Below are 22201 nucleotides of genomic sequence, written 5' to 3' on the forward strand. Positions count from 1 at the left end.
CTCATGTTCACGCGCCTGAAGACCTGAACGTGCTCGTCCTGACTCTTATCACCATTTTACACTAGAAATAAGAATTATAAAACGGATTTAACCCAATCCTGTGCATAGTTTAATGCAGAATCCAGTTTTTCAGGGTCTTTCCCGCCTGCCTGAGCCATGTCAGGACGGCCTCCGCCCCCGCCTCCGCAGCGTTCTGCCACTTCTTTAACAAGCTTTCCGGCATGCAATCCCCGTTCAATTAAGTCTTTGGATACACCGGCAGCAATATTCACTTTATCACCGCTGACAGCTCCAAGGACGATGACAGCTGATCCCAATTGTCCTTTCAGATCATCCAGGATACCGCGAAGACTGTTCATATCCTTCGCATTCACTTTGGCTGAAAGAAGTTTGATGCCTTCTACATCCATCACCTGATCGGTGAGAGAGGAAGCTTCCAGATTGCCGAGCTTGGCAGTGAGAGACTCGTTCTCCCGCTGCAGTTCTTTGATTTCAGCTGCGAGCGCATCGATTCTTGCCGGTACATCCTTTGGATTGGTTTTCAGCTTTCCTGCCGCTGCATCAAGAATGGAGAGCTGATCATTGACCGTTTCATAAGCAGCCTTACCTGTTACGGCCTCGATCCGTCTTGTACCCGCTCCGATACCGAATTCTGATACAAGCTTGAAGATGCCGATGGAAGACGTATTCTTAACATGGATTCCGCCGCAGAGCTCAAGGCTGTAATCGCCAATCTGGACAACCCGGACAACTTTTCCGTATTTCTCGCCAAAGAGTGCCATCGCGCCCATCGCTTTCGCTTCTTCAATCGGCTTCAGGTCGATATCGACGTGGATGCCTGCCCAGATTTTTTCGTTCACAAGCTGTTCGATCTCTTTCAGCTCATCTGCTGTAATCTGCCCGAAATGGGAGAAATCAAAGCGCAGGCGGTTTTCAGTCACAAGAGATCCTGCCTGGTTGACATGGGAGCCGAGTACATCCTTCAAAGCCTGATGCAAAAGATGGGTCGCTGTATGGTTTTTAACGATCCCTTCTCTTACTTTGCGATCAACGGCAGCTGTTACGGTTTCCCCTGATTTGATGGTTCCTTTTTCGACGACGGCACGGTGAAGATTTTGCCCGTTCGGTGCTTTCTTTACGTCCCGGACGCTTGCCGTAAAGGTTTCGTTTGAAACCGTTCCTTCATCGGCGATCTGCCCGCCGCTCTCAGCATAGAAAGGAGTCTGAACGAGAATGAACTGGACTTCGTCGCCCTCTGAAGCTTCTGAAACGAGTTCCCCGTCTTTAATGAGGACAGCGATTTCTGTTTCAGTGTGGAGCGTGTCATAACCTGCGAAGGTGCTCTCCACCGTGATTTCACCGAGAATGCCTCCCTGAACCTGCATGGAGCCTGTTTCCTGGCGCGCGGATCTTGCCCGCTCACGCTGCTGCTCCATTTCAGCTTCAAAGCCCTCCGCATCAATTTTCATCTCTTCCTCTTCCGCATATTCCTCTGTCAGTTCGACCGGGAAGCCGTACGTATCATAGAGGCGGAAAACATCAGCACCGGGAATGACATTGGAGCCTGCTTTTCTTTGTTTTTGAACGACATCGGAAAGAATGGCAAGTCCATCGTTCAGCGTCTCGTGGAATCGCTCTTCTTCATTTTTGATAACTTTTTGGATGAACTCTGTTTTCTGTTTCACTTCCGGATAGAAGGCTTCCATAATCTCGCCAACTACCGGTACAAGTTCGTACATAAACGGACGGTTGATGTCCAGTTTTTTCGCATAGCGCACAGCACGGCGGAGCAGTCGGCGGAGTACATAGCCGCGGCCTTCATTAGATGGGAGCGCTCCGTCACCTACTGCGAAGGATACTGTCCGGATATGGTCGGCGATGACTTTGAACGCTTCATCCTTTTCCTTGCTGCTATGGTATTCCATACCGGATATAGAAGCGGTCGCCTCGATGATTGGCATAAACAGGTCTGTCTCGTAGTTCGTCGGAACATTTTGAATGACCGAGCACATGCGCTCAAGGCCCATTCCCGTATCGATGTTTTTCTTCGGAAGCGGAGTGTAGGTATTATCTGCATTATGATTGAATTCAGAGAACACAAGGTTCCAGACCTCAAGATAGCGTTCGTTTTCCCCGCCCGGGTAAAGCTCCGGATCCTCAGGGTCATTCCCGTACGTTTCGCCCCGGTCATAGAAGATTTCTGTGTTCGGTCCGCTCGGGCCTTCTCCGATATCCCAGAAGTTCCCTTCCAGTCGGATGATTCTCTCTTCCGGAACGCCCACTTTAGACGTCCAGATTTCAAATGCTTCATTGTCCTCAGGGTGAATAGTCACTGACAGTTTTTCCGGATCAAAACCGATCCACTTTTCATCCGTCAAGAATTCCCAAGCCCATTCAATGGCCTCCACCTTAAAATACTCACCGATGGAAAAGTTTCCGAGCATTTCAAAAAATGTGTGGTGACGGGCTGTTTTTCCGACATTTTCAATATCATTCGTCCGGATGGACTTCTGTGCGTTGCAGATTCTCGGATTAGCCGGAATCACGCGGCCGTCGAAATATTTTTTCAGCGTCGCCACTCCGCTGTTGATCCACAGCAGGGAAGGATCCTCGTGCGGAACAAGAGATGCGCTCGGTTCAACCGAATGTCCTTTTTCTTTGAAAAAATCAAGGAACATTTGGCGTACTTCAGCAGATGTTACATGTTTCATCCGTTTCTCCTCCTTCATATATGTATCCCGGGCTTGCCGCAAAACAAAAAACTCCCGTTCCTGTACAAATCCTCCGCGGATTTGCACAGGGACGAGAGTTTGCTCGCGGTACCACCCTGATTATGGATTTTCATCCATCACTTCGTTCAGCCTTAACGCGGCCAAGGGACGGCAGGTTTTAGCCTGCACTCGGGAATAGCGTTCTGTCACCCTTCATTGGCGTGCCCTTTCAGCCGGGGGGCATCCTCTCTTTAAATGGACTGTGACATACTCGTTTCCGTCAGCGTTTCATGCTCTATCTACCTGTGATTATAGTCAATGCAGGAGCCAGTGTCAATGGGCTTTCAGAAGCCGGACACCATGCTCAACGAGAACTCTTAAAACGGCCGTCACCGGTACCGCGATGATCAGCCCGAAAATCCCCGCAAGCTCTCCGCCTGCTGCAAGAGCAAGCATGATCACAATTGGATGCATATGCAGACTGCGGCCGACAATAAGCGGGCTGATGACATTCCCCTCAAGGAATTGAAGCACAAGGATGATAATCACCACGGTGATCACAGTCTCCGTTGACATCGCTGCGGCAAGAATCAGAGCAGGAATCGCACCGATCACCGGTCCGAAATAAGGGATGATGTTGGTCACGGCAATGATGATGCCCAGGACGAGCGGATATTTCACCCCGAAGATCCATAACGAAAGAAAAGCGAGCAGACCGATGATGACACAGACGAAAAACTGACCTCGGATGTAGCTCCCGAGCGACGCATCCGCATCCCGGATCAGCTCCTTCCCTCTTCTCCGCCAATTTTTCGGCGTCAAGTACCAGGCCGTTCTTTTCAGCAGCTCAATGTCCTTCAGCATATAAAAAACAAGAAACGGAATCAGCGCTAAAATGACCGCATTGTCAAAGATCGAACGGATCGACAAAATAATCTGATCAATCAGCCCCGAAAGCCACTGCTCCGCTTCACCAAGCAGATCCTCCACCCGGTGATGCAGCCCCATCGGCCAATGATCGGTCTGATCCCGGATCATCGTCAGCCAGCCTTCATACAGCTTAACCATCCGCGGCGCATTCGCCGACAGCTCCATCAGCTGGTTGATCAGCAGCGGAAGCCCCCGGTAAAACCCATATCCCAAACTCCCGAAAAACAGCAAATAAATAACAAGAATGGAAAGTGTGCGCGGAAGCCCCGTCTCATGCAGCTTCTCCACAATCGGATGCAGCAGATACGTAATAAACGACGCGATCAAAAACGGAATCACAATCGCCTGCACCATCATCCACAAAGGGTTCCAAACCACCTTAAGCTTCAAAAACAAATACAAAGACAGCAGGGAAAGCAGGACAATCCCCGCCCTCAGCAAAATTTTCTTCTCTCTCATCGCGCATTCCTCCGGGTTTAGTTTGGGAGGATGGCGGGGGGATTATGCATGGGGGATGACATATTGATATGAACGCGAACGTCCGACCGGATAAAGATCCATGCTTTTGAACAGAGATCTCACCAATGGCCCTGAGTTTGTCTTTAAAAACAATTTAGCATCTTTCGTAGAGATTCTGCGGTTGATGATAAGGCCGTAATCCCTCAGTGCTTTTTGAGCACCATCAATTGTATACTTGCTGCATCTGCTGCACTTCCACCCTTGTCTCCTCACATATTCTAAAGGGAGGAACCTGCAATGATCGCATATGACACCAGGCTGAATCTCGTACTTTTCGATTTGCATGGTCTGGAGCATGTTGACTTTGGCCGAGCTATGGTTCGCAAGTAATTTTAGACCCACTTGATGTAATTCGTGAGCAAGGATCAGGTTGTCGGAGAATTTATTGGTCAGTTCCAGAATTTTTTTATGGACCATTAAATTTGGGATTACAGAATGGTGTGGCGGAGGCTGATCCGGAGAGGCTGTCAAAATAGTTTTCGGGCTGCTGATCACCACAAATGAATGAATAGGAATTTCCGGTATACTTTGCTGCTTGCACCAAATTGTAAATTGAGCTTCCTGACGCTTAATTTGAATTAGGGGGTCAGGAAAGGATTCCTGGGTATTATTGTACGTCCGGATTAACTGATTAAAACCAGTATCAAAATAGAGAGTCCCAGCAATATTCTTCACCTCAAGAATAACGATAAAACTGGAAGACAGGATGAGCGCATCCATTTGAAAGTGGTGTTTTCCATCAAACAGCCTGAGGTCAAAGAAGATTGAATACGTATCGGAGTCCAAAAAACTTAACGGGTATTCTAGATTTTTTTCTCCTTTGTAGCCGGCTGATTTCATCATGAGCTGCTGATTTACTTTTTCTGCTTTTGGATGTTCCGGAGGCAGCCTTTTTTGGATTGCTTCAAGCTGCTTTAAAGCGAGGGGGTAAGACAGAGGTTTTATGATCATCGAATTGCTCCTTTCATAACATGTAGTATTCGACCTGGGCTGATTCGGCTCCTTTTTTTTAAAAAAAATTAGAGCCGTGTCGATTGCGTGATGTATTTTGTCGATTGCGTTCAATAACTTGTCGATTGAGTGATTTATGGTGTCGATAGACTTCAATACAATGTCGAAAAGCGATTTAACGACACAATACCTGTTTTTTCGACACCAACTTGGCACACTAAAACCCCACAAAAAAACCCCCCGCCCATACCGGGCGGGGGGTTCCCATCAGTCAAACATCTTTCTCATTGAGCGCTGGAGGTTCTTTTTCATTTTTCGGGTGTTCATGCGCTTGCGGTTGCTCATAGCATAGGTCGCAGCGGCGCCGACGCCCATGGAAATTAATGAGGTCATTGTGCGGTTCATGGTGTATTCCTCCTTTAATTTCGTTTAGATGGCGAAATCCGACCGGGCAGTCAAGTCATCCTGCCCGCTCCGGGGGTCTGCCCATTCAACGGGCTATATTCTCCCGTACTAAATAACTGTGCGGTCTTGCTCATCAAACAGGTCGTCCAGCGAGCTCAGCGTTCCGTCTTCTTCAACCTGATGAGTCAGGATCATTCCTTTAGAGACGGACAGCTCGATGAAACAGCCCCAGCAATAATATTGGTTGACGCCTATTTTTCCCAGGTCCTTGCATTGGCAGTTCGGGCATTTTAACATACCGGGCACACCTCACTCTTGTATCACATTCATGACAATGGCATCTTTGCTTACGGTGAATTCTTCGGTGAGAGGATTTACTTTTTTTCTGCCCTCTGCTAAATCTGCGAAGAAGCCGTCTGTCAGTTCATATGCTACGATTGTGCCCAGCTGTTCTGAAAAATATACGTCCTCCAGCAGGCCGAGCTGCTCACCTGAGCTGGAGTAGACGGTTTTATTCAGCAGCTGCCCGTGCCCGTGGAACCGGTAGCCTTCTCTTGCTGCTGCAAGCGGCTGAAGCATTTCGGTATCCTGAATCATCACGCCATCCTCTCCGACGGAGCCGATGGAGGCGAGCGGTATGAAGCGGTCTTTCCTGAATAGTCCTCTGCCGTCCAGCACAAGTCCGGATACTTTACCGTCTGCGCTGATCACAACGTCAGCAATTTTCCCAAGGCAGTTAGCGTTTCTTGCATCAAAAACCGGAAGTCCTTTTACTGTTCCGAATGTCCGCAAGATGATCTCCCACCTTTCCGAACACTCTTATGATTCTTCCGCCGGTTCGAAGTCATACGGCGAAAGGATTTCCATTACAAGCGGTTTCATTTTTTTGAAAAAGAGGTATTAAGTAACAAACTTAGTGAGGAAGTGGTCGAATGGATGAGCAGCGCAATGTTGAAGTAAGGGAGAAAAAAACCAATTCAAGTCTTGTCGCTTCTACTTTTATTAAATACGCGGCCTATTTACTCATTTTCTTTGGGATCATATGGTTTTTAATCAACTATATCCTGCCGATGTTCAATTAAAAAACCAGCCTCCCCGGCTGGTTTTTTACATAAAGTCAAAAGGAGTCACATTTTCCATGCCGATCATGGCGTTGCTGACATCAAAAGGAAGCAGTTTTTGCAGTTCATCTTCTGCTTCTGCTGTGATACCAAGCCGCTCCTTCAGTGATGTCTGCCGTTCAAGCTGATCTTTGTTTTGGATGCCGCGCACAAATGCGTCTTCCTCTCCGCACATAATAAGAAATTTTTTGCTGCGGGTGATGGCTGTGTAGATCAAATTGCGGCGGAGCATCCGGTAGTAGCTTTTGACGACGGGCAGAACGACAATTGGAAATTCACTGCCCTGCGATTTATGGATGGAGCAGCAATACGCATGGGTGAATTGTGAAAAATCGCCGCGGGTGTAAGTCACTTCGTTTCCGTCAAAGGAGACGACGATCAGATCTTCCTTTTCCGTGTTTTCCTTCGCGTAAAAAATGGATTCAATCTCTCCCATATCTCCGTTGAACACGTTGCTTTCCGGCTGATTGACGAGTTGAAGCACTTTATCGCCAATCCGGTAAACCGTGTCCCCGAACTTCATTTCGCGCTTATTCTCAGATGCAGGATTAAAAATGTCCTGAAGCAGGATATTAAGCTGGTCGATGCCGGCCGGGCCCCTGTACATGGGAGCGAGAACCTGGATATCGCGGGCCGTAAACCCCTTCTTTTTGGCGTTTTCCACTACTTTCCGAACGACTTCTTTTACCTGGCCTGATGCACAGTTGATAAAGGAACGGTCAGATGTCTGGTTTTTCAGGTTGGGGGGGATCCTCCCGCTTTTAATATGGTGTGCGAGTTCGATGATCGAAGAGCCTTCCGCCTGCCGGTAGATGCTCGTCAGCCTCCCAGTCGGCACCTCCTGGGAGGCAAGAAGGTCTTTCAGAACCTGTCCCGGGCCGACAGAAGGAAGCTGGTCTTCATCCCCTACCATGACGACCTGGATTTTCTTAGGCAGTGATTTGAACAGCTGATTGGCCAGCCAAATATCGACCATCGACATTTCATCGATTATTAGAAGCTTGCCTTCAATCGGGTTGTCTTCATTCCGGTCAAAGCCCTCCGATCCGTTCCAGCCGAGCAGTCTGTGGATGGTAACGGCAGGCATGCCGGTCGATTCGCTCATCCGCTTCGCTGCGCGCCCTGTCGGAGCTACGAGAAGGATGGGAAAGGGTTCATCTTTTTTGTAGTCCCCCGGGTCAAGCGAACAGCCGTGCAGATCGGAATACAGTTCGACAATCCCGCGGATGACGGTGGTTTTTCCTGTTCCCGGCCCCCCTGTCAGCAGGAGCATCGGCGTCATGAGGGCACGCTGAATGGCTTCTTTCTGGCTCGGTGCATAAACCACCTTCATCCTCTCTTCAAGCTTGCCAAGAGAGAGCAGGAATTCAGATTCTGGGAAAAGCTCATCGTATTCATCCTGCTGGAGGATCTGCTGGATGTGCTCCGCCACCTTTTTTTCCGAGTGATAGAGAACTGGGAAATACATTTTCCCTTCATCCTCGATCAGCTGCTTTCCATCGGCGAGTGCCGTAATCTGGGAGTCGATGTGATCTGCACTGATCGCTCCTCTCCCGGATGCTTCAAGCAGCTGTTTTGTTTTCCCAATCAGCTGTTCCTTAGTTAAATAAACGTGACCTTCCTGAGAGCTCGACTGTTCAATGGAGTACAGGCAGGCTGCATTGATTCTCTCCGGACTGCTGCCTGATATGCCGAGATGGTGGGCCAGTTCATCCGCTTTGCCAAAGCCGATTCCTTCTATATCTTTAACGAGCTGAAAAGGATTCTCCTGGATCCGTTCCAGTGTTTCATCCTGATATTCCTGATAAATTTTCATGGACAGCTGCGGACCAAAGCCGAATTGGGAAAGGGAGATCATGATCTGTTCCAGTCCCTGGTGCTGTTTCAGAACTTGAGCGAGAATATTCGCTTTTTCCTTGTTCACTTTAGGGATCTTGTAAAGCACAGCAGGATCTTGCATGATTTTTGAGATCGCCTGTGTGCCCAGGTGGCCGACAATAATCTCTGCTGTTTTTTTGCCGATGCCTTTAAAAAGGTCACTCGACAAATATTGAACGATCCCTTCTTCTGTGTTCGGAAGGTCTTTTCGGAAATGCTCAGTCTGAAACTGCATGCCGAATTTCGGATGATTTTTCACCGTTCCATAAAATATGTATGTGTCTTCTTCCGTAAGGAGAGGGAAATAGCCGGTGACGGTCACATCTCTTTCGTCAAATTCGAGATTGGATTCAAGCAGCCTCGCTTTCAGAACGGTATACAGATTTTGCTCATTATGGAAGATGACGGCTTTAATGATTCCTTTTACGAAAGGCTTATTCTCATTCTGGCCTTCAGATAGTCCGTCCATTGTCAGCTGCATTCCCATCACCTCTCCTTCCCTGCTTGCATCAGGACTCTTTCAGAGCATCTCCTGTAATCTTCTTTCCGTTCAGTGCCAGAACGTGGTCAGGCTGGATTTGAACGGCTTTGGAAAACATGTCATATGCCTGCTTTGTTTTTTCTTCAAACGACAGCGCAACACCCAGGTTATAATAAGCATCGGCATGGCCGGGGTTCTGGCTGATAACCGTTTCAAACTCCCGTGCCGCCCTGCTGATTTCTCCCTGTGAAGCGAGGCACAGTCCGTACTGAAAACGGGCATCTGCATCTTCACTGTTCATTTCGACCGCTCTCATAAAATAAGGGAGAGCAAGACGTTCCTTATTCATCTGAACGAGGGACATCCCTGTCATGAAGTAAGCATCGGCTTCTTCAAGGCCTTCGTTCATAGCTGCCGTAAAGGATTTTGCCGCTTTATCAAAATCTCCTTTTTCATATGCAACATTCCCTTTTCCATATAGTGCAGCCGCGGAACGAGGGTCGAGCTCGAGTGCTTTGCTGAAAAAATTTCCGGCTTTTTCAAATTCCTCAACAGAGGCAAGCAAATTGCCGAAATTGACGTAAAGGACCGGATCGGATGGATCGTTTTCAATGGCTTCCGTAAAATATTGGGCAGCTTTTTCAAGCTCTCCATTTTTCATCGCTTCAATACCCAGCAGGTTCTTATCCATGCTCGTTCCCCTTCCTGTATGTAAAATGCAAAGAGGACCGCTCAGAATCCGCCTGTACCAATCTTTTGGCTGAGCTTCTTCGAGGCAGTCCTAGCTGCATTTACCCGACGTACATTAATTTTTCACTGTTTTTGAATATTTCATCGATCGTTCCGCCGCCGAGGCAGACGTCTCCATCATAAAAAACAACTGCCTGTCCTGGCGTAACAGCCCGGATTGGCTCTGCGAACGTCACTTTCGCAGTCGAATCATCAAGCATCGTCACTGTTACCCTGTTGTCACTCTGGCGGTAGCGGAATTTAGCTGTGCAGTCTAGATCTCCCTCCGGCGCTTTACCGGAGCCCCAGCTGATGTTTGTTGCAATAATGGAATCCGAGTAGAGTAAGTCGTTGTGGAAGCCCTGATCAACAAAAAGAATGTTGCGTTTCAGGTCTTTGCCGACTACGAACCACGGCTCGCCGCTTCCGCCGATGCCAAGACCGTGGCGCTGGCCGATCGTATAGTACATCAATCCGTCATGCCTGCCCATCTTTACGCCGCCGAGCGTCTGCATTTCTCCCGGCTGCGCAGGCAGGTAGCCTCCAAGGAACTCTTTGAAGTTCCGTTCTCCGATAAAGCAGATGCCCGTACTGTCTTTTTTGGCAGCGGTCGCGAGTCCTGCTTCTTTCGCCAATTCGCGGACACGGGATTTGTCCATTCCGCCGAGCGGGAACATGACCTTCGACAGCTGTTCCTGGCCGAGCTGGTTCAGGAAATACGTCTGATCTTTATTTTCATCGATTCCCCGAAGCATTTTAAATACGCCATCCTGCTCCTCCACTCTTGCATAGTGGCCCGTGGCAAGATAGTCTGCCCCGAGTGACACGGCATGTTCAAGAAATGCTTTAAATTTAATCTCTTTGTTGCACATAACGTCGGGGTTTGGTGTTCTGCCCGCTTTGTATTCATCAAGGAAATAGGTAAACACCTTGTCCCAATATTGTTTTTCAAAATTCACTGCATAATACGGGATGCCGATCTGATTGCAGACACGGATGACGTCATTGTAGTCCTCTGTAGCCGTACAAACACCGTTCTCGTCCGTATCATCCCAGTTTTTCATAAAGATGCCGATGACATCGTAGCCCTGCTCTTTTAAAAGCAATGCCGCCACAGAGGAATCCACTCCTCCTGACATGCCGACTACAACGCGGGTATCTTTTGGTGCTTTAGTCATTTCTCTCACCTCTATTCTAAGCTGTCAGTCTTTTAACAATCGCAGCAATTTTAGCTGCCGCTTCGCTTACCTGATCAGCCGTGTTTCCCAATCCGAAGCTGAAGCGGATGGAGGATGCAGGCCTGTCCGAATCCTTGCCGAACATGGCTGTCAGTACATGTGAAGGGTCAATGGAACCCGCTGTGCACGCCGATCCGCTCGAAGCGGAGATGCCGGCTATATCCAGGTTCACGAGAAGGGATTCTACATTCGTTCCCGGAAAATAGACGTTAAGCACATGTGGAAGGCTGTTTTCAAACGACCCGTTTATGTCGTAGGCAATTCCGGCAGCGTTAAATGCCTCAATCATTTCAGACTTCATTTCTTTGTATTCAGAGACCTTCTTTTCCCTGGTCTCTTCTGCCAAAAGCGCGGCTTTATGAAGCCCTGCTGCACCTGCTGCGTTTTCGGTGCCTGCACGCCGCTTCAGTTCCTGTTCCCCGCCAAAAACACGCGGCTTCAGTGTTATCCCTGATTTCGCATACAGGAAACCGATGCCCTTTGGCCCGTTCAGTTTATGGCCGGAAACCGACAGCAGATCCGTTTTCAATTCCTTGACGTCAAGCTTGAGCACACCGAACGCCTGTACAGCATCTGTATGAAATACAGCTTGATGGCCTTCCAGAACAGCACCGATTTCTGAGATCGGCTGCAGGGAGCCCACTTCATTGTTTCCATACATAATGGTCGCTAAAATCGTGTCCGGAGACAGCTCGTTTTTAAAATCTTCAAGCGAGATGACGCCGTTCCGGTCTACCGGCAGGTACGTTACGCGAAACCCCTCTTTTTCAAGGAACCGGCACGTATGAAGGACGGCATGATGCTCAATGGAGGTCGTGATAATATGGTTTCCTTTTTCCCTCATCGCATAGGCTGCTCCGAGGATCGCCATATTGTCCGCTTCCGTTCCTCCGCTGGTGAAAATGATCTCACCGGCTTGTGCTCCAATGAGAGAAGCGATCTCGTCACGGGCAAGATCCAAGAGTCTTCTGGATTCCCTTCCATGGGCATGAATGCTGGAAGGATTCCCGAACGCTTCTGCCATAAAGGACGTCATTGTATGGATAACCTCAGGATGCATCGGCGAAGTGGCCGCATGATCCAGGTAAATTCGTGACATGTTTTCACCTCTTGCCTTCCGGCTCTGCTGGAATCCGGCTGAAAAGCAGCAGGATTCCGCAGCAGGGATTAAATATAAAACATATAGGCTTCCTGGTCTCCGTCGGAATAGCTGGCCAGGTCTTCTAGTGTTGTGCTGTCAAGTACATCTTTGACCGCATCGCGGATCCGGATCCACAGCTCTCGCTTGGCAGGCTCTTCGTCCTCCAGCACTTCGACCGGGCTGATTGGTCCTTCCAGTACGCGGATAATGTCCCCCGACGTAATGTTTTCGGGCTCATCCCCGAGAACGTAGCCCCCATATGCACCGCGGATGCTTTTCACAAGCCCGGCATTTCTAAGCGGTGCGATCAGCTGCTCCAGGTAATGTTCGGACAGGTCATTCGTCTGGGCGATGCTTTTAAGCGAGGTCGGACCTTCCCCATGCTTTCTCGCCAGTTCAATCATAATAGTAAGACCGTAACGGCCTTTCGTCGAAATTTTCAAAGCAGACACCCCAATCAATAGCATAGTATACTGGATATTCATAAATGCGCTAAAGCAGCAGGATTTCTGCTGTTTTTATATAATGAGAAATCCGGTTAAGACGGATTCTGATTCGTCTAAAAGCCATTGCTTGTAAAAAAGCAGATAAAACCTATATTATTGTACCATATTCTGCAGGGTGTCCGCTTGAAAACTGCTGGACTGATTGCCATATTATAATGAATTCAGCGGTGCATTGCAAAATTTATGCCCCGGCAGCAAACACCTGCAGGCGATCCCTATTCCTAGTAAAATGGAAAATAGACGAGGTAAAGTAGGAGCGATGAGAGTGAAGCCTTTAGCGTATAGAATGAGACCGCGTGTCCTGGATGAAATCATCGGCCAAAAGCATCTGGTCGGGGAAGGGCAGATTATTTCCAGAATGGTCAGGGCCAGGCATTTGAGTTCCATGATCCTGTACGGCCCTCCAGGAATCGGAAAAACATCCATAGCCACAGCTATTGCCGGGAGTACGGAAACGGCATTCCGGACATTGAACGCTGTGATCCATAATAAAAAAGACATGGAGATTGTAGCGGAAGAAGCAAAAATGTCAGGGAAGGTCATTCTGATTTTGGATGAGGTGCACCGGCTTGATAAAGCAAAGCAGGATTTTCTGCTCCCTCACCTGGAAAATGGAAGGATTGTGTTGATCGGGGCGACTACGAGCAATCCGTATCACGCCATCAATCCGGCGATCCGGAGCAGATGCCAGATTTTCGAACTGAAAGCCCTGAGCGAAGAAGAGATAAAGGAAGCCATCGAGATCGCATTGGCGGATAAGGAGCGCGGTTTTGGCTCACAGAAGACAAAGGTTTCCCCTGAAGCACTTGATCACCTGGCTTCCGGAAGCGGCGGAGACGTGCGCTCCTCTCTGAACGCACTGGAGCTCGCGGTTCTGTCTACACCCGAGAATGAGGATGGCGTCATTGAAATCGATCTGAAGACGGCAGAACAGTGCCTGCAGAAAAAAGCGTTCGCCCATGATAAAGACGGAGATGCGCATTATGATGTACTCTCTGCTTTCCAAAAATCGATCCGCGGATCGGATGTGGATGCGGCCCTTCATTATTTGGGACGGCTGATTGAAGCAGGTGATTTAGTGAGCATCGCCCGCAGGCTTCTTGTGATCTCCTATGAAGACATCGGCCTTGCGAGTCCCCAGGCCGGCGCCCGCACTCTTGCGGCGATCCAATCGGCGGAACGGCTTGGGTTTCCAGAAGCACGGATTCCGCTTGCCAATGCTGTGATTGAACTTTGCCTGTCACCCAAGTCCAATTCCGCCTATCAGGCACTGGATGCTGCGCTTGCAGACATCCGGGCCGGCAAATCGGGAGATGTCCCCGCTCACCTGAAGGATGCCCATTACAAGGGAGCAGCCAAACTCGGCCGCGGTCTGACCTATAAATATCCTCATGATTATGAGAACGGGTGGGTGCAGCAGCAATATCTGCCGGACAAGCTTAAGCATAAAACCTATTATGAGCCGAAGAACACCGGCAAATTTGAACAGGCTCTTGCCCTGATCTACCAGAAACTGACCGGACAGAAAAAAAGCTGACATAAAAACAGGGGAACGCATCATGGCGTTCCCCTGTTTACAGTTCTATTATCCCTGATTCACGGGTCTGATGATCACTTCATTAACATCCACATGATCCGGCTGGGACAGCGCGTAGTAAATCGCTTCTGCGATATCAACGGAGTCAAGCGGTTTTACACCGGAGAGCATGTCTTTAAACAGATCCTGCACTTCTTCATCTGTGATGTGGGATGGGAGCTCCGTTTCAACGGCTCCCGGAGAAATATTCGTCACCCTTACCGGTGTATCGGCTAGTTCCTTTTCCATACCCATAGACAGCGCACGCACTGCATACTTCGTGGCACTGTATACGGCAGAAGAAGGCATGACCTCATGTCCGGCAACGGAAGAAATGTTCACGATGTGACCTGTACCTTTCTCAAGCATGCCCGGCAGTACAGAGTGGACACCGAAGAGAACCCCTTTAATATTCACATCGACCATCTGCTCCCACTGGTCGACCATGTCGTTTTTAAGGAAGGACAGAAGCATGACTCCGGCGTTGTTGATCAAAATATCAACCTGTCCGAATGCCTCTTTCGTTTGCTTTACCAGATCTTCTACATCCTGCTTGGACGTAACATCTGTCGTGATAGCCAGTACTTCAGCTGAATAGGAACCCTTCAATTCATCAGCAAGCTCCCGGATCTTGTCTTCTCTTCTTGCTGCTAGTACCACATTTGCTCCCTCTGAAGCAAGCTTTCTCGCAACGGCTTCTCCGATTCCGCTGCTGGCTCCTGTAATAATGGCTGTTTTTCCTTTAATTGATTTCATCAAAAATCTCTCCTTTTGTATGCATCTTCTTGTCTATACCCCTATTGGGCCGGAAGTAAAAGAAAGGAGAACATTGATGAGGAGAAATCCCGGTTTACGTTGCAATGCAGGGCAAAAAAAATAACGGAATCTGTGTGTCCGGTTTGTTATCCGGGCGGACACCAGTTCCGTTATTTGTGACGTTTAGAGAGGTTATGCTTTGTCGTTGACTCTGCTGATGGGAATGTCTTTTAAAAGCTTCATGATCACGTGCCCGCCCATGATCAGGCCTGCGACGGATGGTACCCAGGCATTGGAGGATGGAGGCATTTTCGCTTTCCGGATCGGCGCATCCTCTTTGCCTACGACTTTCCTGACGTCCTCGCGGATTACGATCGGGCTTTCATCTGAAAAAACCACTTCGATGCCTTTATGGATCCGTTCTTTTCTCAGTCTCGTACGGATCACCTTCGCGATCGGATCGGTGTGGGTTTTAGAGATATCGGCCACTTTAAACCGGGTTGGATCTGTTTTATTGGCCGCTCCCATACTCGAGATAATCGGGATGTTCCGCTGTAAGCATTCTTTCATTAAATGAATTTTATAAGAGATGGTATCGGATGCGTCAATCACATAATCAAGTCCGTAGCTGAAAAATTCTTCATAAGTCTCTTCTGTATAAAACATTTTCAGCGCGATGACTTCACATTCCGGGTTGATTTCCTTTACCCGGTCTTTCATCAGTTCCACTTTTTGCTGGCCGACCGTCGAAACGAGCGCATGGATTTGCCGGTTTACGTTTGTGATGTCCACGTCATCCTTGTCAACGAGCACCAGTCTTCCGACTCCGGAACGTGCAAGGGCTTCAGCAGAAAAAGAACCGACCCCGCCGATGCCAAGCACAGCTACCGTGCTGTTTTTTAAAAGATCAATGCCTTCTTTTCCGATGGCGAGTTCATTACGGGAAAATTGATGCAGCATAGTTTTCACTCCAATAAAAGATTAAGATGTATCACAAAAAACTGCATGAGCTTGAACGCCCATGCAGGTTGTCGGCTATTTGCAGATGGGCTTAGTCCCAATCGTGCCGTCATGTCCATTCCTTGTCTTGAACCCGCACTCAGCAGGTGGGTGCCCTGTTTTGGAAAATTCGCGAGTCCTCCCTGAGGAAGGCATTCACTCATTCCAAAAACGCAGGCTCCCAATCAAAAAATGTTCGGTCAAAATACAAGGTATACAACGAACACATCAGGACTTCGCCCCGTCTTTTCCATCATTATACGCTACCTGATTTCCATTTTCAAGCTGGAGCAAGAGGGTCAATATAACCGTTTTTACTGATTATTTTGTCTTTCTCGCAATATGCAGCTCATCCAGCTGGGCATCGCTTGCCTGACCGGGCGCATCTGTCATGACGCAGCTTGCGCTTGCTGTTTTCGGGAAGGCGATCGTATCGCGCAGGTTTGTTCTGCCTGCAAGCAGCATGACAATGCGGTCAAGACCCAATGCAATGCCTCCATGAGGAGGAACACCGTACTCAAATGCTTCGAGCAGGAATCCAAACTGGTCCTCTGTCTGCTCTTTGCTCATTCCAAGGATCGCGAACATTTTTTCCTGAATTTCTTTTTCAAAGATCCGGATGGATCCGCCGCCAAGCTCATAGCCGTTCAGGACTAAATCGTATGCCTGCGCCTGCATCCCTGCCGGATCACTTTCAAATTTGTCCAGATCCTCAGCAGCCGGCATCGTGAAAGGATGGTGGGCTGCATAATAGCGGTTTTCCTTTTCATCAAATTCAAGCAGCGGCCAATCCACGACCCATAGGAAGTTGAACTTGCTCTCATCAATCAGGCCAAGCTCTTTTCCAAGCTTCAGGCGAAGGGCTCCAAGGGCATCCGCAACTACCGGTTTGGAATCGGCTACGAACAGAAGCAAATCTCCGGGCTCCGATCCGGCCGGTGCGATCAATGCAGCCTGCTCTGCTTCCGCGAAGAACTTCGCGATCGGCCCCTTCAAGCCTTCCTCTTCATGCTTCAGCCAGGCAAGACCTTTCGCTCCATATGGCTTCACGAATTCAGTCAGTGCATCGATGTCTTTTCTGGAGTATTTGGATGCTCCGCCTTTTACATTGATCAATTTAACCTGACCGCCGGATTCAACAGCTCCGCTGAACACCTTGAAGCCGCTCCCTGCTGTCTGTTCAGAGACATCCGTCAATTCCATCGCGAAGCGGGTATCCGGTTTATCTGAACCGAAGCGCCCCATTGCACCTGCATAGGTCATTCTCGGAAGAGGAAGGGAAATATCCATTCCTTTGACCTCTTTCATGACAAAGGACATCATCCGTTCCGCCATCTCCATGATCTGATCCTGATTCATAAAGGACGTCTCGATATCCACTTGTGTAAACTCAGGCTGCCGGTCTGCTCTCAGATCCTCGTCTCTGAAGCAGCGGGCGATCTGATAGTATTTATCAAAGCCTGAAACCATCAGGAGCTGCTTGAAAAGCTGCGGGGACTGCGGCAATGCGTAGAACTCGCCCTCATGCACACGGCTTGGCACGAGGTAATCCCTGGCACCTTCAGGCGTGCTTTTGGTTAAAATCGGTGTTTCCACGTCCAGGAATCCATCTTCATCAAGGAACATACGGATTGCTTTTGTCACATCACTGCGCATTTTCAGTGTATTGAAAAGCGCCGGTCTCCTTAGATCCAGATAACGGTATTTAAGGCGGACATCTTCAGACACTTCATCTGATTTATCCTCAATCTGAAATGGTGGTGTTTTTGAAGCGTTCAGAACAGTAACAGCAGAGGCCTGAACCTCGATGCTTCCTGTTTTTAAATTCGGGTTAATAGTGCCTTCCTCGCGTTTGGAAACCGTTCCTTCAATGCTGAGCACATATTCACTCCGCACGCGGTTGGCCGTTTCCCACGCATCCTTCGCTTCCTCTGGATTGACGACAATCTGAACAATTCCCGTTCTGTCACGCAAATCAATAAAAATCAGTCCGCCGAGGTCGCGCCTCTTTTGAACCCAGCCTTTCAGGGAAACTTGTTCTCCAATTGCCTCGGGGTTTACTTCACCGCAATAATAGGACCTGCCAAACATGAGTACCTCTCCTAACTGTCGTTAAATTCGTTTCGATAAAATGGTGTCTGCCAGCATAGAAATGGAAATTTCCTGCTGCTCTCCGGACTCCATATCTTTAAGGGTGATGACTTCGCGTTCCAGTTCATCGTCACCGAGGACGGCCACAAATCTTGCCTTCAGCCTGTCTGCTGCTTTAAACTGGCCCTTCAGCTTTTTGTTCTCATAATCGCGTTCCGCGGAAATCCCGGATTCCCGAAGTCCGTTTAGGATGGAAACCGATCTGTCTCTTGCACGGTCACCCATATACGCTACAAAGCAGTCGATGCCGGTATCGACCGGAAGTTCTGCTTTCTCTGCATCAATTGCAGCAAGGAAGCGCTCCAGACTCATGGCAAAGCCGATTCCAGACATTTCAGGGCCGCCCATTTCCTTCACAAGCCCGCTGTATCTGCCGCCGCCTGCAAGCGTTGTAATCGCCCCGAATCCTTCTGCGTTGCTCATAATTTCAAAAGCGGTGTGGTTATAGTAATCCAAGCCGCGGACCAGGTTTTTGTCTACCGTATATGGAATTCCGATGGCATCCAAATACCCTTTAACCTGTTCAAAATAAGCGGAAGATTCTTCGTTCAGGAACTCCAGAATCGATGGTGCTGAATGAACAAGCTCATGCTCACGGTCCTTTTTGCAATCGAGGATCCTCAGAGGATTCTGCCCGAGCCGCTTTTGGCAATCCGCACAGAACTCGCCAATCCTCGGACTGAAATGCTGTACAAGTGCTTCTTTGTGCGCCGTTCTGCTTTCCTGGTCGCCAAGACTGTTGATGACAAGCTTTAGATCTTTAAGGCCTGCTTTTTTGTAGACATTCATGGCGAGTGAGATCACTTCTGCATCGATCGCCGGATCATCGCTGCCGATTGCCTCAATCCCAAACTGTACGAATTGGCGGAACCGCCCTGCCTGGGGCCGTTCATAACGGAACATCGGCCCGATATAATACAGCTTGACCGGCGATTGGGGGGAGGCATGCAATTTGTTCTCGACGAAAGAGCGGACAGCTGATGCCGTTCCTTCCGGACGCAGCGTCATGCTCCGGCCTTTGCGGTCCTCAAATGTATACATTTCCTTCTGGACAATATCCGTCGATTCTCCAACGCTTCGGAGGAAAAGCTCTGTATGCTCAAAAATAGGTGTCCTGATTTCCTTGTACTGATATGCGCTGCATACTTCTCTTGCAATTTTCTCGATATACTGCCACTTCTCTGACTGCCCCGGCAGAATATCCTGTGTCCCTCTTGGAACCTGAAATGCCATTTTCATCACTCCTGCATACGAAAAAATTAAGATTCTGTCTGTCCAGACAGCTGAAAATAAAAAACTCCCACCCCTGCATCATGCAGGGACGAGAGTTATACCCGTGGTTCCACCCTAATTGAAGTCCGCTCTTGCCGGACTTCCACTCATAGCCGTTAACGCCGGCTGCGTCCATTTCCTACTAAGCCTGCGCTTTTCAGAAAGGAACCTAAGAAGTGTTCTTTCATTGGATCATCACGGAGAAATGCTTTCAGCCAGGGCATTTCCTCTCTTTCCGCGTGTACTTCCAGCTACTCTTCTTCCTCGCTGGTTCATGTATGTACGTTGCTTAAACTCGAAGTTTATCTTATCATACGCACGCCTGCTTGTCATGTCAAGATTGTTTGAGATGTTTTTTTAAGGTTTTAACCTCTCTTGATGTAAGACCGAATTCCGGGGCCGTTTCAAAAGAGCCTGGATCCTGCTCCATTTTTGCCGATGAATGCAGGTCTGTTGAAAATAAACTCCCCGGGAGCCTGTGGGCCGTTTCTCCTTTTTCGCTGTACCTCATTTTCGCTGCCCCTTTCCTAAGTTTCATTTTAGCTTGCCCAATTTGTTGAAAAATTATTTCAAACGGCCCAAGGAATTGCCGATATAATGATAGAAGTGTACGTAGTGGAGAAAAGGAGGTTCTTAATGTCTAAAAAATGGATTGCAGCTGCAGCCGCTGCCATTCTTCTGTTCTCTGCGTTCCCTGCGCCGCCTTACGAGGCAGAAGCAGCACCGCAGGAGAAAGCGAAAATCCTGAATGATACGCTGAACATTCGCAAAGGTCCGGGATTGAGCTACGGAATTGAAGCAGTAGCCCGCAAAAATGAATCATATGGCGTTTTGGAAAGAACGAAGGATTGGGTGAAGCTTGACCTGCCTGGAAACCGTACAGGCTGGGCAGCAAGCTGGCTCGTCCAGGTACAGTCTCCTGAAAAGAAAGAATATGTGTATGCCACTACTGATGATGTAAGGATCCGCTCAGGCGCAGGCACCAATTACCGCATCACAGGAAGTCTTCCTGAAGGCAGACAAGCTGTCTTGCTTGAGAGGAAAGGAAGCTGGACTAAAGTTTCGTATGATGGAGCAACAGGCTGGGTCGCATCCCAGTTCATCGCAGGCCGGAGCACCGGCGGTACCAAAGCTCCTGAAGCTCCAAAAGGAACAAATGGTTACATAACCGCTGCTTCCTTGAATGTCCGTTCAGCTCCCGCATCTGCAAGTTCTATCATTGGTTCAGTCAAGAAAGGAACAGCCGTTGTCATTTTGCAGACGAATGGCTCATGGCACCGGATTTCCTACAGTGGAAAGACCGGCTGGGTGAGCAGCGATTTTGTCAGCAGCAAGGCAGCTTCCGGAACCACAAAGCCCAAATCGGGTCAAGTGACGGCAAACTCACTGAACGTAAGGAGCACCCCTGCTTTAAGCGGAAGCATTGCAGGAAAGGTATCTAAAAATCAAAAAGTTGAAATCATCGATGAACGGGACAGCTGGCTGAAAATCCGCTTCAGCGGATCAAGGACAGGCTGGGTCTCAGCGCTGTATATTAAGTCCGTTTCAGAAGGAAGCACAGATCGCGTAGACGGCGGGACGAGCGGATCCATCAGACTGCTGTCTTCCGGGACGAACATCCGCACGAAACCAACCGTGAGCAGTCAGGTCCTTATGAGGGGAGCAGCAGGCCAAACGTTTACAGTCATCGGTATACAGAATGACTGGTACCAGATTTCACTGCCGAACGGCCGGACCGGGTTTGTAGCTGGCTGGCTGGCAGAAGATTCAAAATTGGGCCAGGCGATTAAGAAGCCTGCAGCCGCAAATTCCTTAAAAGGCAAAACCATCGTGATCGATCCGGGGCATGGCGGGATGGATGGCGGTACGTCCGGGCACGGGGGTACGCTTGAAAAGAACCTGACAATGAGAACGGCCGGACTGCTGGCGGAGGGACTTCAAAGCCAAGGAGCCAACCCGATTTTGACAAGAAGCTCAGACTATTACATCACACTTGGTTCAAGAGTGAGCACCTCTCATCTAAAAAAGGCAGATGCATTCATTAGTGTTCATTATGACAGCAACCCGGTAAGAACGGTACGCGGGATGACGGTCTATTATTATCACTCATCCGGCAAGCTTCTGGCACAGCCTGTGAAAGAGGAACTAATCCGCTCGACTCGTTCAAAAGACCGCGGAGTCCAATTTGGAAATTATAAAGTGCTCCGCGACAACAGCAGACCGTCCATATTACTCGAACTCGGTTTCCTGAGCAATACCGCTGATGAAATGACCGTTAATTCCAACGGGTTCCAAAATTCAGCAGCCAATGGCATTACAAATGGTCTGAAAAAATATTTTTCCCAATAAAAAAAGGAAGCCGGCCGGCTTCCTTTTTTATTTACCCTGTTCGCTGCTGTCGATCACAAGCGTGACAGGGCCATCATTGATGAGGGAAACATCCATCATCGCACCGAATTTTCCAGTTTTCACTTTCAGGCCAAGCTCCCTCAGCGAAAGATTGAAAGCCTCATAAAGCGGTTCTGCCTGATCGGGCTTTGCCGCTCCCATGAAATTCGGCCTCCTCCCTTTTCGGCAGTCGCCGTAAAGAGTGAACTGTGAAACGGAAAGGACTTCGCCACCTGCATCGAGGATGGAGTCGTTCATTTTACCGGATTCATCTTCGAAAATACGCAGATTGGCAAGCTTGTCCGCCAGATATCGGGCATCTTTCTCGCTGTCATCATGCGTTATTCCGACAAGCACCATAATGCCCGGGCCGATTTTTCCCGTCAGTTCTCCATCCGCTGTAACCGATGATTCTTTGACACGCTGAAGAACAATTCTCATAGCAGCAG

General features: G+C 49.0%; 19 protein-coding genes, 1 other RNA gene and 2 other annotated features. Of the genes, 3 read left to right on the forward strand and 17 right to left on the reverse strand.

Annotated features, from left to right (window positions below):
- Positions 1-74 precede the first annotated feature (74 nt).
- The 6 genes from alaS to GKZ89_RS03850 all read right to left on the reverse strand — a co-directional run bounded on the left by alaS (position 75) and on the right by GKZ89_RS03850 (position 6308).
- Entirely contained in the window at positions 75-2711 is a 2637-nt protein-coding gene (gene alaS / locus GKZ89_RS03825; protein ID WP_155111018.1) for an alanine--tRNA ligase, read from the reverse strand.
- Between the two features lie 84 nt (positions 2712-2795).
- Positions 2796-3004, reverse strand: a binding site (T-box leader).
- Between the two features lie 40 nt (positions 3005-3044).
- Complete coding sequence (locus GKZ89_RS03830; protein ID WP_155111019.1) at positions 3045-4100, reverse strand: AI-2E family transporter; 1056 nt, start codon at positions 4098-4100, stop codon at positions 3045-3047.
- Between the two features lie 42 nt (positions 4101-4142).
- Complete coding sequence (locus GKZ89_RS03835; RefSeq protein ID WP_155111020.1) at positions 4143-5342, reverse strand: nuclease-related domain-containing protein; 1200 nt, start codon at positions 5340-5342, stop codon at positions 4143-4145.
- Between the two features lie 36 nt (positions 5343-5378).
- Positions 5379-5516 (reverse strand): YrzQ family protein, encoded by a 138-nt coding sequence (locus GKZ89_RS03840; RefSeq protein WP_155111021.1) that lies wholly within the window; start codon positions 5514-5516, stop codon positions 5379-5381.
- A 108-nt stretch (positions 5517-5624) separates the two neighbouring features.
- Positions 5625-5813, reverse strand: coding sequence for a hypothetical protein (locus GKZ89_RS03845; RefSeq protein ID WP_155111022.1), 189 nt, complete (start codon positions 5811-5813; stop codon positions 5625-5627).
- A 12-nt stretch (positions 5814-5825) separates the two neighbouring features.
- Entirely contained in the window at positions 5826-6308 is a 483-nt protein-coding gene (locus tag GKZ89_RS03850; protein ID WP_155111023.1) for a PRC-barrel domain-containing protein, read from the reverse strand.
- Between the two features lie 140 nt (positions 6309-6448).
- Here GKZ89_RS03850 and GKZ89_RS20970 point away from each other — a divergent pair, with 140 nt between their 5' ends.
- Positions 6449-6598 (forward strand): hypothetical protein, encoded by a 150-nt coding sequence (locus tag GKZ89_RS20970; RefSeq protein ID WP_164502875.1) that lies wholly within the window; start codon positions 6449-6451, stop codon positions 6596-6598.
- Positions 6599-6623: 25 nt separating this feature from the next.
- Here the strand turns inward: GKZ89_RS20970 and recD2 are convergent, their stop codons facing one another.
- From recD2 to cymR, 5 genes are all read right to left on the reverse strand, one after another.
- The gene (gene recD2, locus GKZ89_RS03855) at positions 6624-8984 is read right to left on the reverse strand and encodes an SF1B family DNA helicase RecD2 (protein WP_155111115.1); all 2361 of its coding nucleotides are present in this window, start codon (positions 8982-8984) and stop codon (positions 6624-6626) included.
- Between the two features lie 40 nt (positions 8985-9024).
- Positions 9025-9687 (reverse strand): tetratricopeptide repeat protein, encoded by a 663-nt coding sequence (locus tag GKZ89_RS03860; protein ID WP_155111024.1) that lies wholly within the window; start codon positions 9685-9687, stop codon positions 9025-9027.
- A 100-nt stretch (positions 9688-9787) separates the two neighbouring features.
- The gene (mnmA, locus tag GKZ89_RS03865) at positions 9788-10903 is read right to left on the reverse strand and encodes a tRNA 2-thiouridine(34) synthase MnmA (protein WP_155111025.1); all 1116 of its coding nucleotides are present in this window, start codon (positions 10901-10903) and stop codon (positions 9788-9790) included.
- A 16-nt stretch (positions 10904-10919) separates the two neighbouring features.
- Positions 10920-12062 carry a cysteine desulfurase family protein gene (locus GKZ89_RS03870; protein WP_155111026.1) on the reverse strand — a complete coding sequence of 381 codons (1143 nt, stop codon included), beginning with the start codon at positions 12060-12062 and terminating at the stop codon, positions 10920-10922.
- Between the two features lie 68 nt (positions 12063-12130).
- Positions 12131-12547: a cysteine metabolism transcriptional regulator CymR gene (gene cymR, locus GKZ89_RS03875; protein WP_155111027.1), complete on the reverse strand. Its 417-nt coding sequence runs from the start codon at positions 12545-12547 to the stop codon at positions 12131-12133.
- A 322-nt stretch (positions 12548-12869) separates the two neighbouring features.
- On the opposite strand from cymR, the gene GKZ89_RS03880 reads away from it, so the two are divergent.
- Positions 12870-14147, forward strand: a complete 1278-nt coding sequence (locus GKZ89_RS03880) for a replication-associated recombination protein A (protein ID WP_155111028.1) — start codon at positions 12870-12872, stop codon at positions 14145-14147.
- Between the two features lie 48 nt (positions 14148-14195).
- Here the strand turns inward: GKZ89_RS03880 and GKZ89_RS03885 are convergent, their stop codons facing one another.
- From GKZ89_RS03885 to hisS, 5 genes are all read right to left on the reverse strand, one after another.
- Positions 14196-14942 (reverse strand): SDR family oxidoreductase, encoded by a 747-nt coding sequence (locus GKZ89_RS03885; protein ID WP_155111029.1) that lies wholly within the window; start codon positions 14940-14942, stop codon positions 14196-14198.
- 192 nt (positions 14943-15134) lie between these two features.
- Positions 15135-15902: a tRNA threonylcarbamoyladenosine dehydratase gene (locus GKZ89_RS03890; protein WP_155111030.1), complete on the reverse strand. Its 768-nt coding sequence runs from the start codon at positions 15900-15902 to the stop codon at positions 15135-15137.
- Positions 15903-15992: 90 nt separating this feature from the next.
- A non-coding RNA gene (ssrS, locus tag GKZ89_RS03895) (6S RNA) lies at positions 15993-16179 on the reverse strand.
- Positions 16180-16262: 83 nt separating this feature from the next.
- The gene (aspS, locus tag GKZ89_RS03900; protein WP_155111031.1) at positions 16263-18032 is read right to left on the reverse strand and encodes an aspartate--tRNA ligase; all 1770 of its coding nucleotides are present in this window, start codon (positions 18030-18032) and stop codon (positions 16263-16265) included.
- Between the two features lie 21 nt (positions 18033-18053).
- Positions 18054-19325 carry a histidine--tRNA ligase gene (gene hisS / locus GKZ89_RS03905; protein ID WP_155111032.1) on the reverse strand — a complete coding sequence of 424 codons (1272 nt, stop codon included), beginning with the start codon at positions 19323-19325 and terminating at the stop codon, positions 18054-18056.
- A gap of 81 nt (positions 19326-19406) precedes the next feature.
- Positions 19407-19641 (reverse strand) — a binding site (T-box leader).
- 359 nt (positions 19642-20000) lie between these two features.
- Here hisS and GKZ89_RS03910 point away from each other — a divergent pair.
- Positions 20001-21713 carry an N-acetylmuramoyl-L-alanine amidase family protein gene (locus tag GKZ89_RS03910; protein ID WP_162356422.1) on the forward strand — a complete coding sequence of 571 codons (1713 nt, stop codon included), beginning with the start codon at positions 20001-20003 and terminating at the stop codon, positions 21711-21713.
- 27 nt (positions 21714-21740) lie between these two features.
- Here the strand turns inward: GKZ89_RS03910 and dtd are convergent, their stop codons facing one another.
- Entirely contained in the window at positions 21741-22193 is a 453-nt protein-coding gene (gene dtd, locus GKZ89_RS03915) for a D-aminoacyl-tRNA deacylase (RefSeq protein ID WP_155111034.1), read from the reverse strand.
- Positions 22194-22201: the final 8 nt, after the last annotated feature.

Origin of the sequence: Metabacillus mangrovi (genome assembly GCF_009711125.1) — a bacterium.
Classification (GTDB): Bacteria; Bacillota; Bacilli; order Bacillales; family Bacillaceae; genus Metabacillus_B; species Metabacillus_B mangrovi.

What these genes read in the sequence shown, in the direction of transcription:
- alaS (WP_155111018.1), bottom strand. Translation starts at nt 2,711, where the DNA reads ATGAAACATGTAACATCTGCTGAAGTACGCCAAATGTTCCTTGATTTT.
- GKZ89_RS03830 (WP_155111019.1), bottom strand. Translation starts at nt 4,100, where the DNA reads ATGAGAGAGAAGAAAATTTTGCTGAGGGCGGGGATTGTCCTGCTTTCC.
- GKZ89_RS03840 (WP_155111021.1), bottom strand. Translation starts at nt 5,516, where the DNA reads ATGAACCGCACAATGACCTCATTAATTTCCATGGGCGTCGGCGCCGCT.
- GKZ89_RS03845 (WP_155111022.1), bottom strand. Translation starts at nt 5,813, where the DNA reads ATGTTAAAATGCCCGAACTGCCAATGCAAGGACCTGGGAAAAATAGGC.
- GKZ89_RS20970 (WP_164502875.1), top strand. Translation starts at nt 6,449, where the DNA reads ATGGATGAGCAGCGCAATGTTGAAGTAAGGGAGAAAAAAACCAATTCA.
- recD2 (WP_155111115.1), bottom strand. Translation starts at nt 8,984, where the DNA reads ATGGACGGACTATCTGAAGGCCAGAATGAGAATAAGCCTTTCGTAAAA.
- GKZ89_RS03860 (WP_155111024.1), bottom strand. Translation starts at nt 9,687, where the DNA reads ATGGATAAGAACCTGCTGGGTATTGAAGCGATGAAAAATGGAGAGCTT.
- mnmA (WP_155111025.1), bottom strand. Translation starts at nt 10,903, where the DNA reads ATGACTAAAGCACCAAAAGATACCCGCGTTGTAGTCGGCATGTCAGGA.
- GKZ89_RS03870 (WP_155111026.1), bottom strand. Translation starts at nt 12,062, where the DNA reads ATGTCACGAATTTACCTGGATCATGCGGCCACTTCGCCGATGCATCCT.
- GKZ89_RS03880 (WP_155111028.1), top strand. Translation starts at nt 12,870, where the DNA reads ATGAGAGTGAAGCCTTTAGCGTATAGAATGAGACCGCGTGTCCTGGAT.
- GKZ89_RS03885 (WP_155111029.1), bottom strand. Translation starts at nt 14,942, where the DNA reads ATGAAATCAATTAAAGGAAAAACAGCCATTATTACAGGAGCCAGCAGC.
- GKZ89_RS03890 (WP_155111030.1), bottom strand. Translation starts at nt 15,902, where the DNA reads ATGCTGCATCAATTTTCCCGTAATGAACTCGCCATCGGAAAAGAAGGC.
- aspS (WP_155111031.1), bottom strand. Translation starts at nt 18,032, where the DNA reads ATGTTTGGCAGGTCCTATTATTGCGGTGAAGTAAACCCCGAGGCAATT.
- hisS (WP_155111032.1), bottom strand. Translation starts at nt 19,325, where the DNA reads ATGGCATTTCAGGTTCCAAGAGGGACACAGGATATTCTGCCGGGGCAG.
- GKZ89_RS03910 (WP_162356422.1), top strand. Translation starts at nt 20,001, where the DNA reads ATGTCTAAAAAATGGATTGCAGCTGCAGCCGCTGCCATTCTTCTGTTC.
- dtd (WP_155111034.1), bottom strand. Translation starts at nt 22,193, where the DNA reads ATGAGAATTGTTCTTCAGCGTGTCAAAGAATCATCGGTTACAGCGGAT.